We start from the raw sequence: 13,757 nt of genomic DNA on the forward strand, positions 1-13,757 counted from the left end.
ATGCCAAATTTCAAAAAAAAATGAATGTGGCGCTATTAGCAATTTAAGGAAGCAGATGATTATTTTTTTAAAAATAAATTTCTAGTGACTCAAAATAGTGAGTAGAATAATAAAGAGATGATAAACAAGACTAAAGAGTAAAATAATCATTCAAATAAATAAAAAAATATTTATTAAATATGAAGATAATATGAATTAAATTTCAAAAAAATCAAGAATTAATTAACGAATGTTAAAGCTAAATTCTTTCAAATTTTATAAATTTGTATCCAATTAATGAATAAAAAATAATAGTTAAAAATAACAATATGAAAAATGCACTAGTTTTAGGTGGTGGTGGTTTTATTGGCGGTCATCTAGCTAAAAGATTAAAAGAAGAGGGGTTTTATGTGAAAATTGTAGACATTAAGCCAAATCACGAATTTTGGGATCACAATCTAATTTGTAATGAATATGTACAAGGGGATTTAAGAGATCCAAGAATTGTAGAAAAAGCTTTTGAAGGTAGAGTTTACGATGAGGTATATCAATTAGCCGCTGATATGGGAGGTGCAGGATATATTTTTACAGGAGATAATGATGCAAATGTTATGCATAACTCCGCGCTCATTAACCTAAACGTAGTACATGAATGTGCAAAAAATAACGTAGGAAGAGTATTTTATTCTTCATCTGCTTGTATGTATCCAGAGCATAATCAGCAAGATCCTAATAATCCAAACTGTGAAGAAAGTTCTGCTTACCCTGCAAATCCGGATTCTGAATATGGTTGGGAAAAACTTTTTTCAGAACGTCTTTATTTAGCTTTCAATAGAAACTATAAGTTAAACGTAAGAGTAGCAAGATTCCATAATATTTTCGGTGAGTTTGGAACATGGATGGGTGGTAAAGAAAAAGCACCAGCAGCAATGTGTAGAAAAGCTGCAGAAACAGAAGATGGTGGTACAATAGAAGTTTGGGGAGATGGACAGCAAACACGTTCTTTCTTGCATGTAAATGAATGTGTAGAAGCAGTACTTAGATTGATGAGACAAGATGATTTCTTAGGGCCTGTAAACATCGGTTCAGAAGAAATGGTAACCATCAATCAATTGGCAGAAATGGCAATTAAACTGTCTGGTAAAAACATTAAAATTCACAATATCGGAGGACAAGAATTCAAAGATAAATACGGATTCTCTTGCCCAGTGGGAGTAAAAGGACGTAATAGTGATAATAAATTATACAGAGAAAAAATCGGTTGGGAAGTAAGCATCCCATTAATCGAAGGAATGAAAACTACCTTTGATTGGATTAATGAGCAAGTAAAACTTCAAAAAAATAATGGCTAAAAATAAAACAGTAGTCATTCTAGATCAAGCATCTGGCTATCTTCAAATAGATATGCTGGATGCTTTATCTACAAAATATGATAAGTGCGTAATCATTGCGGGTACAATTGTAGAAAGAGAAACGAAACTCTCTGAGAAATACAAGTGGCATAAAATTACGAAATACAATAAATCTACGGCATTCAAAAGAATTTACACTTGGCTCGCAGCTACCATTCAGATGTTTTTTATTGTATTATGGAAGTACAGAAACGCTAGAATAATCGCGATTACTAATCCGCCAAGTGCACCTTTGGTTCCTTACCTCTTAAGAGCAAATTATGATATATTAGTTTATGATTTGTATCCAGATGCATTGGTAAATTTTAATTATATTACCAAAGACGGTTGGGCAAATAAAGTGTTTACCCATTTTACCAAAAAAATGTTTAAAAAGGCAAATACGCTTTACACCTTAACACCAGAATTAGCTAAAGAAACTTCTAAATATGCAGAGGGAAAAGAAATAAAAATAGTACCGATATGGACCAATAATGAATTTTTCCCTCAGATTGATAGAAATGAAAATCTAATTTTCAAAAAATTAGGAATCGCAAAAGATACCTTTGTAATTTGTTACTCAGGAAATTTAGGAAAAACACACCCTATTGAAAAATTAGTTGACCTAGCGCATGCATTTAAGAATGAGCCTAATTTTTATTTTCTCGTAATTGGAGGAGGTCATAAATACGAACTGATTCATAAATTGATTGAAGAGCAAAAATTAACCAATATTCAATTATTGCCTTGGCAACCTATTGAACTACTCCCGCACAACATGCAGGTAGGAAATCTAAACGTGGTAACGCTAGATGAAGGAGCAGCAGATTTAAGTATACCGAGTAAAACGTTTAATTTGTTGTCAGTAGGGAAGCCCATTTTAGCCATTTGTTCTAAAAGGTCTGCACTGGCAAATTTGTTAGAAAGAAGCAATTGTGGGCGCGCATTTGAAGCCAACGAAGTAAATGAAATTAAAAGTTTTATTTATCAGCTTCAAAACGAACCAGAGACTTATAAAGCATACAGCGAAAATGCAAAAAAAGCTTCTAATAATTTTACAAAAGAAAACGCAATGCAATTTTTATAATGTATAAGAAAGGCTTTAAAAGACTAATAGATGTAACAGCTGCAGTGCTGGTTTTAATATTTTTTTCACCCCTATTTATAGGGGTTTACCTATTATTGATACTGAGTCAGAATTCAGCATTCTTTACACAGGATAGACCAGGGAAGAACGGAAAAATTTTTAAATTAATTAAATTTAAAACCATGAGCGACAAGCGAGATGCACAAGGAAATTTATTGCCAGACGCAGAACGCATAACGAAGGTTGGGAAATGGGTAAGAAGTACTTCATTAGATGAATTGCCACAATTGATTAATGTATTAAAAGGGGATATGAGTTTAATAGGACCTCGTCCCTTATTAATTAAATATTTACCTTTGTATTCAGAAACCCAAAAACGCAGACATGAAGTAAGACCTGGAATAACAGGATGGGCACAAGTAAATGGCAGAAATGCCATTTCATGGGATAAAAAATTTGAATATGATGTATGGTATGTAGACCATTTAAGTTTTTTATTGGATTGCAAAATCGTATGGAAAACGATAAAAAAAGTGATCATAAGAGAGGGAATCTCAAGTGATACAAGTGTAACAATGGAACCTTTTAAAGGGAATAACTAAATAAAAACATAAAATTATGGAAGCAGAATTTTTAGAAATGATTACAGAAGTATTAGAAATTGAAGACAGAGAGATTCAATTGGCAGATGCTTTCAGAGACTATGATGAGTGGGACTCATTAGCAAGATTAACATTAATCGCAGAAATAGACGATAAGTATAACATGGTAATCGAAGAAGAAGCATTTAAAAATGCAATCACTTTAGGAGATTTACTCAACGAAATTATAAAAAGAACGCAAGCTTAATCCATTTTTATGGCAGATTTATCTTTTAAAAACGTTGGGATTACGGGTTTAGCAGCAGCAGTACCAAAGAATACTATTGATAATTACAATTACACCCAATTTTTTAATAAAGAAGATGTAAAAGATATTGTAGACAAAGTAGGGATTAAAGAACGCAGATTTGCCCCAGAAGGAATGTGCGCATCAGACTTATGCTTCGCAGCTGCAGTTAAATTAATTTCGGATATGAATATAGATAAATCAGAAATTGATTTGCTAATCTTTATCTCTCAAACTCCTGACTACAGAATGCCCGCAACATCTATTCTCTTACAGAACCGTTTGGGGCTAGGAAAACATACTGCTGCATTTGACATCAGTTTAGGGTGTTCAGCTTTTGTGTATGGACTATCAGTTGTCTATGGCTTAATGCAGTCGGGAGGCTTTAGAAAAGCACTTTTATTAGATGGCGAGACCCGTTCTAGAATATATTCTCCTAAAGATAGAAAAACAGCCTTTTTATTCGGAGATGGAGGAATTGCAGCCCTAATTGAAAGAGATGAAAAATTTGGAGAAAGTTTTTTCTCACTGAATTCTAATGGCGCTCTCTCAGATTTAATTAAAATGGATGCAGGGGGCTATAGAAATCCTAGTTCACCAGACACATTAACAGAAAAAGTGGTAGATGAGTATGGCAACATAAGAACAGATGAACATGGGTACATGAATGGTGCAGAAGTTTTTAATTTTGTCTTGAGCGAAATTCCAAAAAATTTCAAATCGGTACTCGAGAAATCAGGAAATACCAATGATACAATAGACTTTAATTTGTTTCATCAAGCCAATGACTATATGAATGCTTATTTAGCCAAAAAATTAAAGTTAGAGAAAGAAAAAGTGCCTTCATGTATTGAAAGTTTCGGAAATACATCTTCTGTTTCTATACCTTTAACTATAGCATCTCAATTGCAGAATAAGCTTCAAGGCAATAAAAAATTAATGTTATGCGGTTTTGGTGTGGGGATGTCTTGGGCTACCGCTCAAATTAATGTGCAAGATTGTTTTATCAGTAACTTAGTAGAATTAGAATGAGTATAAACCCTTTTACCCTACTAAATAAAACCATCGTGGTTACGGGAGCATCTTCTGGAATCGGAAGACAATGCGCTATTACCCTAAACCAAATGGGAGCTTTTGTAATTTTATTGGGGCGATCAGAGGAAAGATTGTTAGAAACAGTAGGGAATTTCGAGAACGAAAATTACCAAATCCTAGTGGCGGATGTTACAGATTATGAGCAAACTGCTGGAAAGTTAGAAGATGCTCTTAAAACGGTAGGGAAAGTAGACGGAATTGTTCATGCAGCGGGAATTTCTACTACATTGCCACTTCGTAACATTACGCCAGAAAAATTACAACCTTTTTTTGAAACCAATGTTTTTGCTCCTATTGCCATCACTAAGCTTCTTACTAAATTAAAATATGCCAATCCAGATGGGATGAGCATTGTGTTTTTAGCCTCAGTAATGGGAATGGTAGGGGAATTAGGGAAAACAACTTATAGTTTAACGAAAGGGGCTCTCGTTTCAGGAACAAAATCTTTAGCTTTAGAATTAGCATCAAAAAAAATAAGAGTAAATTGCGTAGCTCCAGGAGTTGTAGTAACTCCAATGAGTTCTAATGCAGTCTATGCTCAAGATTCTTCAGCTTATGAAAAAATAAAAAGTTATCATCCGTTAGGACTTGGTAAGCCAGAAGATGTAGCCAACGCTTGCGCTTTCTTGTTATCAGACGGGGCATGTTGGATCACGGGGACTACATTAGTGATAGACGGAGGATATACAGCAAGATAATTTAATATGAAAAAAGTAATAATCATTGGAGCAGGCGGCCATTCCGCTGAAATCACAGACTATATCACCCATTATAATAATTCGGTAGCACGAGAACTCTGTTTTGATGTAGTAGGATATATTGATGATAACAAAGAAAGTTATAATAATTACAGTCTCCTAGGTCCTTACATAGGAACCATAAAAGACCATGAGGTATCCCAAGATGCAGAATACATTATGGGAATAGCCAATATACAATTTAGAAGAACAATTATTCAAAATTTCCTAGAGAAAGGTGCGAGATTTGCTACCCTCATTCATCCTACAGCAATAATTTCTCCCTCTGCTATAGTAGGAGAAGGATGCTTGGTAGCTCACAACGCTTCGATTGGTGCAAAAGCAAGGGTTGGTAATTTCAATATGTTAAACTCTCGTTGTACTGTAGGGCATGACTCTATTCTAGGAGAATTTAATTTTATTGGACCTCAGGTGGTATTAAGTGGTTTTACAAAAGTAGGAAATAACAATATGTTTGGGGTGAATAGTGCTACTATTCCCTCCATTGAAATCGGAGATAATAATACCATTGCAGCAGGGATGATTATCACAAAAACAGTAAAAGATAATGAAACTCACTTTTATCGTTTTAAAGAAAAAGTAGTGATAACTTAGCAAATAAATGTAGAATATAATTTATAAAATTAAAATGATAATTGATTGAAAAATCAAAAAGTAAAAACAATAAAATGAAAATAACAGTTGTTGGTACAGGATATGTAGGTTTGTCTAATGCGATGCTATTAGCGCAGAATCATCAAGTGGTAGCATTAGATATTGTTCCGGAGAAAGTAGAACTTCTAAACAGTAAAAAATCACCCATTGAAGATAAAGAAATAACGGAATTTCTATCTACAAAAAATTTGAATTTCAAAGCAACTTTGGATAAAGAAGAGGCTTATAAAGATGCGGATTTTGTTATTATAGCTACACCTACAGATTACGATCCGCAAACCAACTATTTCAATACAAAAAGTGTAGAGAGCGTTCTTATAGAAATGAATCAATACAATCCTGCAGCAGTAGGGGTGATAAAGTCTACGGTTCCAGTAGGATTTACGAAAAAGATAAAAGAAGATTTAGGAATAGAGAATGTAATGTTTTCTCCAGAATTTTTAAGAGAAGGTAGAGCATTGTATGACAATTTATATCCTTCTCGCATTATTGTGGGAGAGAGAAGTGAGCGTGCAGAAATTTTTGCGGGTTTATTGAAAGAAGGAGCCATCAAGAAAGATATTCCAGTACTTTTTGCCGATTCTACAGAAGCAGAAGCGATAAAACTATTTTCAAATACCTATTTAGCATTGCGTGTGGCTTATTTTAATGAATTAGACAGTTATGCTCAAGTTCATCATTTAGATAGCAAACAGATTATAGAAGGAGTAAGTTTAGACCCTCGTATCGGTTCGCATTACAATAATCCATCATTTGGATATGGAGGCTATTGCTTGCCAAAAGACACGAAACAACTATTGGCCAATTATGATGCTGTGCCTAATAATATTATCAAAGCCATCGTAGATGCCAATAGAACACGTAAAGATTTTATAGCAGATTCTATAATAGAAAGAGCACCGAAAAAAGTAGGAGTATATCGCTTAATAATGAAGGCAGGTTCAGATAATTTCCGAGCGTCTGCCGTTCAAGGGGTGATGAAGAGAATAAAAGCTAAAGGAATTGAAGTAGTAGTTTATGAACCCGTTCTCAAAGAAGAAACATTTTTTGGTTCAAAAGTTATGCACGATGTAGAAGCTTTTAAAAAAGATTGTGATGTCATCATCTCTAATAGAATGACTCCAGAATTAGAAGACGTAGCGGCTAAAGTCTACACCCGAGATTTATTTGGTAATGATTAAAATTTATGTACCAAGTAGATTAATATTTAAAATATAAAGATTTTTTTTATAATCAGTTTTTATTGCTAATAATCAATTAAAACTCGTTGTTAGAAATGAGTAAAATAAATATATTTAATCCATGAAAACAATCTTAATCACTGGAGGAGCCGGATTTATTGGTTCTCATGTCGTTCGCGAATTCGTTTTAAAATATCCAGAATATAAAATTATCAATCTAGATGCTTTAACCTATGCCGGAAATCTAGAAAATTTAAAAGATATCGAAGATTTACCCAACTATCATTTTATAAAAGCAGATATTGTAGATGCTATACAAGTATTAGATATTTTCGAAAAACATCAGCCAGAGGGAGTAATTCATCTTGCTGCAGAATCACATGTAGACCGTTCTATTACCAATCCCTTAGAATTTGTAATGACTAATGTAATTGGGACGGTTAATTTATTAAATGCAGCAAAACACATCTGGAAAGACAATTACGAAGGAAAACGTTTCCATCATGTGTCTACAGATGAAGTCTTTGGAGCACTAGGAGATGAAGGTTTTTTTACAGAGACCACTAAGTATGATCCACATTCTCCTTACTCTGCTTCCAAAGCATCATCAGACCATTTTGTAAGAGCTTATCATGATACATATGGCTTACCCATAGTCTTAACCAACTGCTCTAACAATTATGGACCCAACCATTTTCCAGAAAAATTGATTCCACTGTGCATTCATAACATTCTAAATAATAAACCATTACCTATATATGGAGATGGTAAGTATACTCGAGATTGGTTATTTGTTATAGACCACGCCAAAGCTATTGATTTGGTTTTCCACGAAGGTAAAAATGGAGACTCGTATAATGTAGGAGGATTTAATGAATGGAAAAACATAGATTTAGTAAAAGAGTTGTGTAAACAAATGGATGAAAAATTGGGAAGACCCACAGGTACGTCAGAACAGTTAGTTACATTTGTAAAAGATCGTCCAGGTCACGATTTGCGTTATGCTATTGATGCCACTAAAATGAATAAAGAATTAGGCTGGAAACCTTCTGTAACTTTCGAAGAAGGTTTATCTATAACCATAGACTGGTTTTTAGCCAATCAGAAATGGTTAGATAACGTAACTTCTGGAGATTATCAAAACTATTACAATAATCAATACAGTCACTAATATGAATGCTATAGAAACAAAACTGAAAGGATGTTTTATTCTAGAACCAATAATAATTACAGATGAAAGAGGTTACTTTTTCGAAGCATTTAATGATAAAAAACTTGAAGAGATTTTAGGCTTTGACCCTGGATTTGTTCAAGACAATCAGTCGAAATCTTCTTATGGAGTTATTCGTGGTCTGCATCTACAAAAAGGAGAATTTGCTCAGGCGAAATTAGTGAGAGTTTTAGAAGGCACTGTTCTTGATGTAGCAGTAGATGCTCGTCCAGAGTCTGAGACTTTCGGACAATTTGTAATGGTAGAATTATCTGCAGAAAATAAACGTCAATTGTATGTGCCTCGCGGATTTTTGCATGGTTTCTCCGTAATATCAGAATCAGCTACTTTTTTTTATAAATGTGATAATTACTATCATAAATTATCAGAAGAGGGGCTTCATCCATTAGATAAAACTATTGGAATAAATTGGCAAATTCCAGAAGAAAAAATGATACTCTCACAGAAAGATAAAGAATTGCAATCTTTTGAAAATTTTAAAAACAAACTGATATAAATATTCAAAAGATAAAAAAAATATAGTTTACAGAGGCAAAATGGACAGTTAGGACAAGCCTTTTACGAAATTGGATATGGGAAAAAAGTTTATAGAAAGAGAACTAAAAATCATATTGAAAAATTAAAAAAAATGAAAGGAATTATTTTAGCCGGAGGTTCTGGTACACGTTTGCATCCATTAACTTTAGCAGTGAGTAAACAATTAATGCCAGTTTATGATAAACCGATGATTTATTATCCCTTATCAACACTAATGTTGGCTGGAATTAATGAGATTTTAATCATTTCTACTCCTCATGATCTGCCCCATTTCGAAAAATTACTCGGAGATGGCGCTCAGATAGGATGTAAGTTTTCTTATAAAGAACAGCCAAGTCCAGATGGATTGGCACAGGCATTTATTCTAGGAGAAGAATTTATTGGAGATGATAAAGTTGCCCTAATCCTAGGAGATAACATTTTTTATGGCTCTGGAATGTCTCAGTTGTTACAAAATGCGGCTCAGACTGAAGGAGGCGTAATATTTGCCTATCAAGTGGCAGACCCAGAAAGATATGGCGTGGTAGAGTTTGATGAACAGAATAATGCAATTTCAATTGAGGAAAAACCACAAAACCCTAAATCTAATTTTGCTGTTCCAGGGCTATATTTCTATGATAATTCTGTAGTAGAAATTGCAAAAAATATCAAACCTTCTCCCCGTGGAGAATTAGAAATTACAGATATTAATGCAGAATATCTGAAACAAGGAAAATTGAAAGTTGGTGTTTTTGATAGAGGAACGGCATGGCTGGATACTGGTACCATTCAATCTCTTATGCAGGCAGCTCAGTTTGTACAAGTGATTGAGGAGAGACAAGGTCTTAAAATAGGGGCAATAGAAGAAGTAGCTTATCGTATGGGCTATATCTCAAAAGAAGAACTAAAACAAATAGCAGAACCTTTACGTAAAAGTGGATATGGAGAATATTTGTTAAATTTATTTAAATAAATGATAAAAAAAAAACTAGATAAATTCCTTCATTCTGAGCACGAAAGAACTCAAAAAGCAAAAATAAATATTTTTTATTCATTAGGAATCAAAGCGGTTAGTGTTTTGATCTATTTGTTATTAGTGCCGGTTACTCTAAAATGTTTAAATACAGCCGAATATGGGGTGTGGCTTACTCTTAGCTCTATTTTAATGTGGATTAACACCTTCGATATTGGGTTAGGAAATGTTTTAATGAATATTTTAAAAATAAGAACGGCTTAAACTAAAGGGAAGGAACAATAATGGGAGCCATTTTTTGGACAGTTAAAATTTTAATAGAAATTAAGAGCCTGTTTAAATTTTACTGCTGAAAATTTTTATAGGAATTTTGAGATGAATTTTTTGCATCATGTTTGAAGATTTAGCGGGCTAAATCGAAAAAAGGAAGTGAAAAAGGCGCTCAAAAGAACATAAAAATTCAGCAAAGACAAATTATAAAGATCAAAAATTATTTTTCGGTAAAATTTAAACAGGCTCTTAATTATTTGATACTTTCAAATCTTATTTAGATTCAATATTTCATTCATTTAAATAGGGAATTGCAATATAATTACAATGAAAGATTGGCTTTTAACCATATTTACCATTCATAACTTATTTTTATTGTCAGGAGCTTTTTTGATATATAAATACAGCAGAACTCGTAAAATATATTGGGGACTAACCTTAGCTATTGGAGTGCTTTGGCTAGCCACTTCTACCTATTACTTACCAGCAAAATGGATGAAATATGAAGAGAGCCGTCAAAAGAGAATTTTGCCAGCCAATCATAAAGATCAGGTCTACATTCATGTTTTTGGGGCAGGATATATTTTAGATAAACGTTTGAATCCATCACAGCAGTTATCTCCTACATCTCTTACTCGTTTGGTTGAAGCGGTTAGATTAATGAAATCTTATCCCAACGCTGTTTTAGTAACTTCAGGACACTCGAGATATGGCGTAAAATCTCAAGCAGAAGTGGCTAGAGATGCGGCTATTTCTTTAGGAGTTCCTTACAATAGAATAAAAGTATTGACTACTCCTGATAATACCTTTACAGAAATTCAGTCTTTTACTCAAAAAATAGGAAATGATGTTTCTGTAATTGCGGTTTCGGATGCTTTACATCTACCAAGGATTCATTTTTTATACCATCAATATCCTCACCTGAAAACGTATTATGCTCCTACTAATTATCAAATAAAAGAAGGTCAAAATGGGAGTGTAGGTGTAGATTTTCCCAGTGTAAATTCCATAGAGATGGTAAACGAAATCATAAAAGAGAGACTGAAATTCGCAAAAGATAAAGCAAAAGTGTATTTTCTGAAATAGACTTCTTATTAACTGCACAATCTGAAAAGATATTCCTATAATTCCAAGCATTTACATCCTTCCCCTATTCTCCGTTCTAAAATTTCCCCTTTCTTACTTTTAAAATTTTACAGTTTTATAACTTTCCAACTTTACCTTATATCCTTATATCTACAATCTCAAGTTTCCATTCTTAATTCTTAATTCTCTATTCTTGGTTCTTGGTTCTTGGTTCTTGATTCTTGGTTCTTGATTCTTGATTCTTGGCTCTTGGCTCTCGGTTCTATATTCTCTATTTAACATTCAATTCACAATTCGTTAATACAAATAACTACAAAACAAATTTGAAAATCATTCAGATTTATGTAAATTTGCATGTCTACTTTTCAGTAGACAAATACACAAAGATTAAAAGCACCCATGATGACTCAGAAAAATGAACCAGAAAACAAGATGAATGAGGTAAATGTTTTACTTACTTTAGCTAATATAAGATATTTACCAAGATATATCATCATCGCAATAGATGTTTTTTTAATTGGAATTTCTACTTTTTTTTCATTCAAAATACTAGAAAAAGTTTTAAATCAATCAGATTTTATAGCAGAAAGTTTTGCAGGTTATGCTTTAATAATAGCAGTAAGTCTTTTCTATATGTATGTTTTTAAAACATACGCAGGTATTATAAGACACTCTACTTTTTATGATTTATTGAATCTTTTATGGTCTATTGTAGCCACTTCATTTACGCTTTGGGCGCTTTCTGGAGCTTATAATATGATGTATGACCATTCGGTTCCTGTAAATGTATCTTTTTTTATCGTTTTTTTCTTCTTTTCATTCAGTACGTTATTTATGTTTCGTCTTTTTGTAAAAGAAATGTTTCGCTGGATAAAGGAGTACAAAGACAATTCTCTTAAAAAAAGAATTTTAATTTTAGGAATTTCTGATTATTCAGTAGCAATCGCAAATTCTATCATAGAAAGTCATAATTTACAATATAAATTAAAAGGTTTTTTAACCAAGAGAAACGATTCTAGAAATGCCAAAATTTTTGGACTAGATATCATGACTCAAGAAAAATTTATTAAAACCCCAAAAGAAGAGCTAGAAATAGATGGAATCTTAATTCTTAAAGAAAATTTATCTGCCAATGAATTAACAGAATGGGTGAATTTGTTTTTAGAAAAAGAAATGGAAATTTTTCAAGCTCCTTTGGTGGAAGAATTCAATCCTGAAAAAATTCATACCAATATTCGTAGCTTTCAAATAGAAGATTTACTCAATAGAGAACCTATTTGTATTGAAAACGAAGAAGTAAGATTAATTCATGAAAATAAATCAGTTCTAGTAACTGGAGGTGCAGGTTCTATTGGGAGCGAAATTGTGAGAAAAGTAGCTTCATATAAACCCTCTAAAGTAGTAGTAGTAGACCAAGCGGAAACACCGCTGCACGAAATCCAGTTGGAAATGAACGAAAAATTTCCAGATATAGATTTTGAATTCATTTTAGCAGATATTACCAATAAAAAAAGACTCGAAAGCATCTTTACAAAATTCAATTTTGATTTGGTATATCATGCAGCGGCCTATAAACACGTTCCCATGATCGAAAATAACCCTCACGAAGCAGTTTGGGTAAATATATTGGGAACAAAAAATCTGGCTAAACTCTCTGTGCAAAATAAGGTGAAAACATTTGTAATGGTTTCTACAGATAAAGCGGTAAATCCTACCAATGTAATGGGAGCCTCTAAGAGATCTGCAGAATTATTAGTACAATCTTTACAATTTTTACCTGAAAATAAAACCAAATTTATTACCACCAGATTCGGAAATGTTTTAGGGAGTAACGGTTCTGTAATTCCACTTTTCAAAAAACAAATTGAAGCAGGAGGGCCCATTACCATTACCCACCCAGATATTGTTAGATATTTTATGACCATTTCTGAAGCATGCGAATTAGTGCTGCAAGCTTCTACTATGGGAAAAGGAGGCGAAATTTTTGTCTTTGATATGGGTAAGCCGGTGAAAATAAAAGATTTAGCAATAAAAATGATTAAGCTTTCAGGAAAAGAACCTGAAAAAGATATTCTATTAAAATATACAGGTTTAAGACCTGGAGAAAAATTATATGAGGAGTTATTAAGTGATGATGCAAAGAATCTTCCAACACCTCATCATAAAATTATGGTTTCTATGGACCCGTATAAAGAATATAGTGAAATAAAAGATTTAATAGAACAAATAGAAAACGCTGCACTATCTCACGATAATAATCAAATTGTGAGAATCCTTAAAAACATGGTGCCAGAATTCATCAGCAATAATTCGATTTTCGAAAAATTAGATCGTTAAAATAACACTAAGATTACTTTAAATAAGGTTCTTCTTTAAAATTAATAAACACCTTATAAAATCCTTCATTTGAATGAATATAACAATGCTGAGGAATATTATTGCAAACTATTATAAAAGCTATGTTTTTTAAATCAGTAATAAATTTCATGACAAAATCATGAGATTTTTTTACATGTTAGAGAATATAAAAAATAATGAAATAAAGGCTTTAAGTCTTTATAGTATAGAAAATAACATTTCACCAATTAAAAATAGAGATGGGGCATACAAAATTTACTATTTTTACGTTGGTATAAATGAAAAGAATG

14 protein-coding genes are annotated in these 13,757 nt (G+C 32.7%); all 14 read left to right on the forward strand.

Annotated elements, in window-relative coordinates; all coding sequences use genetic code 11:
- The first annotated feature begins 308 nt into the window (after positions 1–308).
- The 14 genes from KKQ79_RS00455 (at position 309) to KKQ79_RS00520 (ending at position 13,446) form a co-directional block, all read left to right on the forward strand.
- On the forward strand, positions 309–1,331 hold the full coding sequence (locus KKQ79_RS00455) for an NAD-dependent epimerase/dehydratase family protein (protein ID WP_213188495.1): 1,023 nt from the start codon (positions 309–311) through the stop codon (positions 1,329–1,331).
- Entirely contained in the window at positions 1,324–2,457 is a 1,134-nt protein-coding gene (locus tag KKQ79_RS00460; RefSeq protein WP_213188496.1) for a glycosyltransferase family 4 protein, read from the forward strand. Before KKQ79_RS00455 ends, KKQ79_RS00460 begins: the two co-directional genes overlap by 8 nt.
- Complete coding sequence (locus KKQ79_RS00465) at positions 2,457–3,059, forward strand: sugar transferase (RefSeq protein WP_213188497.1); 603 nt, start codon at positions 2,457–2,459, stop codon at positions 3,057–3,059. The genes KKQ79_RS00460 and KKQ79_RS00465 overlap by 1 nt, the downstream gene beginning before the upstream one ends.
- A gap of 16 nt (positions 3,060–3,075) precedes the next feature.
- Positions 3,076–3,306, forward strand: a complete 231-nt coding sequence (locus tag KKQ79_RS00470; RefSeq protein WP_213188498.1) for an acyl carrier protein — start codon at positions 3,076–3,078, stop codon at positions 3,304–3,306.
- A gap of 9 nt (positions 3,307–3,315) precedes the next feature.
- On the forward strand, positions 3,316–4,377 hold the full coding sequence (locus KKQ79_RS00475) for a ketoacyl-ACP synthase III (RefSeq protein WP_213188499.1): 1,062 nt from the start codon (positions 3,316–3,318) through the stop codon (positions 4,375–4,377).
- Entirely contained in the window at positions 4,374–5,138 is a 765-nt protein-coding gene (locus KKQ79_RS00480; RefSeq protein ID WP_213188500.1) for an SDR family NAD(P)-dependent oxidoreductase, read from the forward strand. Before KKQ79_RS00475 ends, KKQ79_RS00480 begins: the two co-directional genes overlap by 4 nt.
- A 6-nt stretch (positions 5,139–5,144) precedes the next feature.
- The gene (locus tag KKQ79_RS00485; RefSeq protein ID WP_213188501.1) at positions 5,145–5,792 is read left to right on the forward strand and encodes an acetyltransferase; all 648 of its coding nucleotides are present in this window, start codon (positions 5,145–5,147) and stop codon (positions 5,790–5,792) included.
- A gap of 74 nt (positions 5,793–5,866) precedes the next feature.
- Positions 5,867–7,033 carry a nucleotide sugar dehydrogenase gene (locus KKQ79_RS00490; protein ID WP_213188502.1) on the forward strand — a complete coding sequence of 389 codons (1,167 nt, stop codon included), beginning with the start codon at positions 5,867–5,869 and terminating at the stop codon, positions 7,031–7,033.
- A 121-nt stretch (positions 7,034–7,154) separates the two neighbouring features.
- Positions 7,155–8,204 carry a dTDP-glucose 4,6-dehydratase gene (gene rfbB, locus KKQ79_RS00495; RefSeq protein ID WP_213188503.1) on the forward strand — a complete coding sequence of 350 codons (1,050 nt, stop codon included), beginning with the start codon at positions 7,155–7,157 and terminating at the stop codon, positions 8,202–8,204.
- A gap of 1 nt (position 8,205) precedes the next feature.
- Positions 8,206–8,760 carry a dTDP-4-dehydrorhamnose 3,5-epimerase gene (gene rfbC, locus KKQ79_RS00500; protein WP_213188504.1) on the forward strand — a complete coding sequence of 185 codons (555 nt, stop codon included), beginning with the start codon at positions 8,206–8,208 and terminating at the stop codon, positions 8,758–8,760.
- Positions 8,761–8,892: 132 nt separating this feature from the next.
- A complete protein-coding gene (gene rfbA / locus KKQ79_RS00505) occupies positions 8,893–9,753 on the forward strand; it encodes a glucose-1-phosphate thymidylyltransferase RfbA (protein ID WP_213188505.1) in 861 nt (286 codons plus the stop codon).
- Entirely contained in the window at positions 9,754–10,017 is a 264-nt protein-coding gene (locus KKQ79_RS00510; RefSeq protein WP_213188506.1) for a hypothetical protein, read from the forward strand.
- A 333-nt stretch (positions 10,018–10,350) separates the two neighbouring features.
- On the forward strand, positions 10,351–11,109 hold the full coding sequence (locus tag KKQ79_RS00515) for a YdcF family protein (RefSeq protein ID WP_213188507.1): 759 nt from the start codon (positions 10,351–10,353) through the stop codon (positions 11,107–11,109).
- 402 nt (positions 11,110–11,511) lie between these two features.
- Positions 11,512–13,446, forward strand: a complete 1,935-nt coding sequence (locus tag KKQ79_RS00520; protein ID WP_213190648.1) for a polysaccharide biosynthesis protein — start codon at positions 11,512–11,514, stop codon at positions 13,444–13,446.
- Positions 13,447–13,757: the final 311 nt, after the last annotated feature.

The organism is Cloacibacterium caeni (assembly GCF_907163125.1).
Classification (GTDB): domain Bacteria; phylum Bacteroidota; class Bacteroidia; order Flavobacteriales; family Weeksellaceae; genus Cloacibacterium; species Cloacibacterium caeni_B.

Excerpts from the sequence above, each read along its gene's own strand:
- rfbC (WP_213188504.1), top strand. The coding sequence starts at position 8,206 with ATGAATGCTATAGAAACAAAACTGAAAGGATGTTTTATTCTAGAACCA.
- KKQ79_RS00455 (WP_213188495.1), top strand. The coding sequence starts at position 309 with ATGAAAAATGCACTAGTTTTAGGTGGTGGTGGTTTTATTGGCGGTCAT.
- KKQ79_RS00520 (WP_213190648.1), top strand. The coding sequence starts at position 11,512 with ATGACTCAGAAAAATGAACCAGAAAACAAGATGAATGAGGTAAATGTT.
- KKQ79_RS00460 (WP_213188496.1), top strand. The coding sequence starts at position 1,324 with ATGGCTAAAAATAAAACAGTAGTCATTCTAGATCAAGCATCTGGCTAT.
- KKQ79_RS00485 (WP_213188501.1), top strand. The coding sequence starts at position 5,145 with ATGAAAAAAGTAATAATCATTGGAGCAGGCGGCCATTCCGCTGAAATC.
- KKQ79_RS00515 (WP_213188507.1), top strand. The coding sequence starts at position 10,351 with ATGAAAGATTGGCTTTTAACCATATTTACCATTCATAACTTATTTTTA.
- KKQ79_RS00510 (WP_213188506.1), top strand. The coding sequence starts at position 9,754 with ATGATAAAAAAAAAACTAGATAAATTCCTTCATTCTGAGCACGAAAGA.
- KKQ79_RS00475 (WP_213188499.1), top strand. The coding sequence starts at position 3,316 with ATGGCAGATTTATCTTTTAAAAACGTTGGGATTACGGGTTTAGCAGCA.
- KKQ79_RS00490 (WP_213188502.1), top strand. The coding sequence starts at position 5,867 with ATGAAAATAACAGTTGTTGGTACAGGATATGTAGGTTTGTCTAATGCG.
- KKQ79_RS00480 (WP_213188500.1), top strand. The coding sequence starts at position 4,374 with ATGAGTATAAACCCTTTTACCCTACTAAATAAAACCATCGTGGTTACG.
- rfbA (WP_213188505.1), top strand. The coding sequence starts at position 8,893 with ATGAAAGGAATTATTTTAGCCGGAGGTTCTGGTACACGTTTGCATCCA.
- rfbB (WP_213188503.1), top strand. The coding sequence starts at position 7,155 with ATGAAAACAATCTTAATCACTGGAGGAGCCGGATTTATTGGTTCTCAT.
- KKQ79_RS00465 (WP_213188497.1), top strand. The coding sequence starts at position 2,457 with ATGTATAAGAAAGGCTTTAAAAGACTAATAGATGTAACAGCTGCAGTG.
- KKQ79_RS00470 (WP_213188498.1), top strand. The coding sequence starts at position 3,076 with ATGGAAGCAGAATTTTTAGAAATGATTACAGAAGTATTAGAAATTGAA.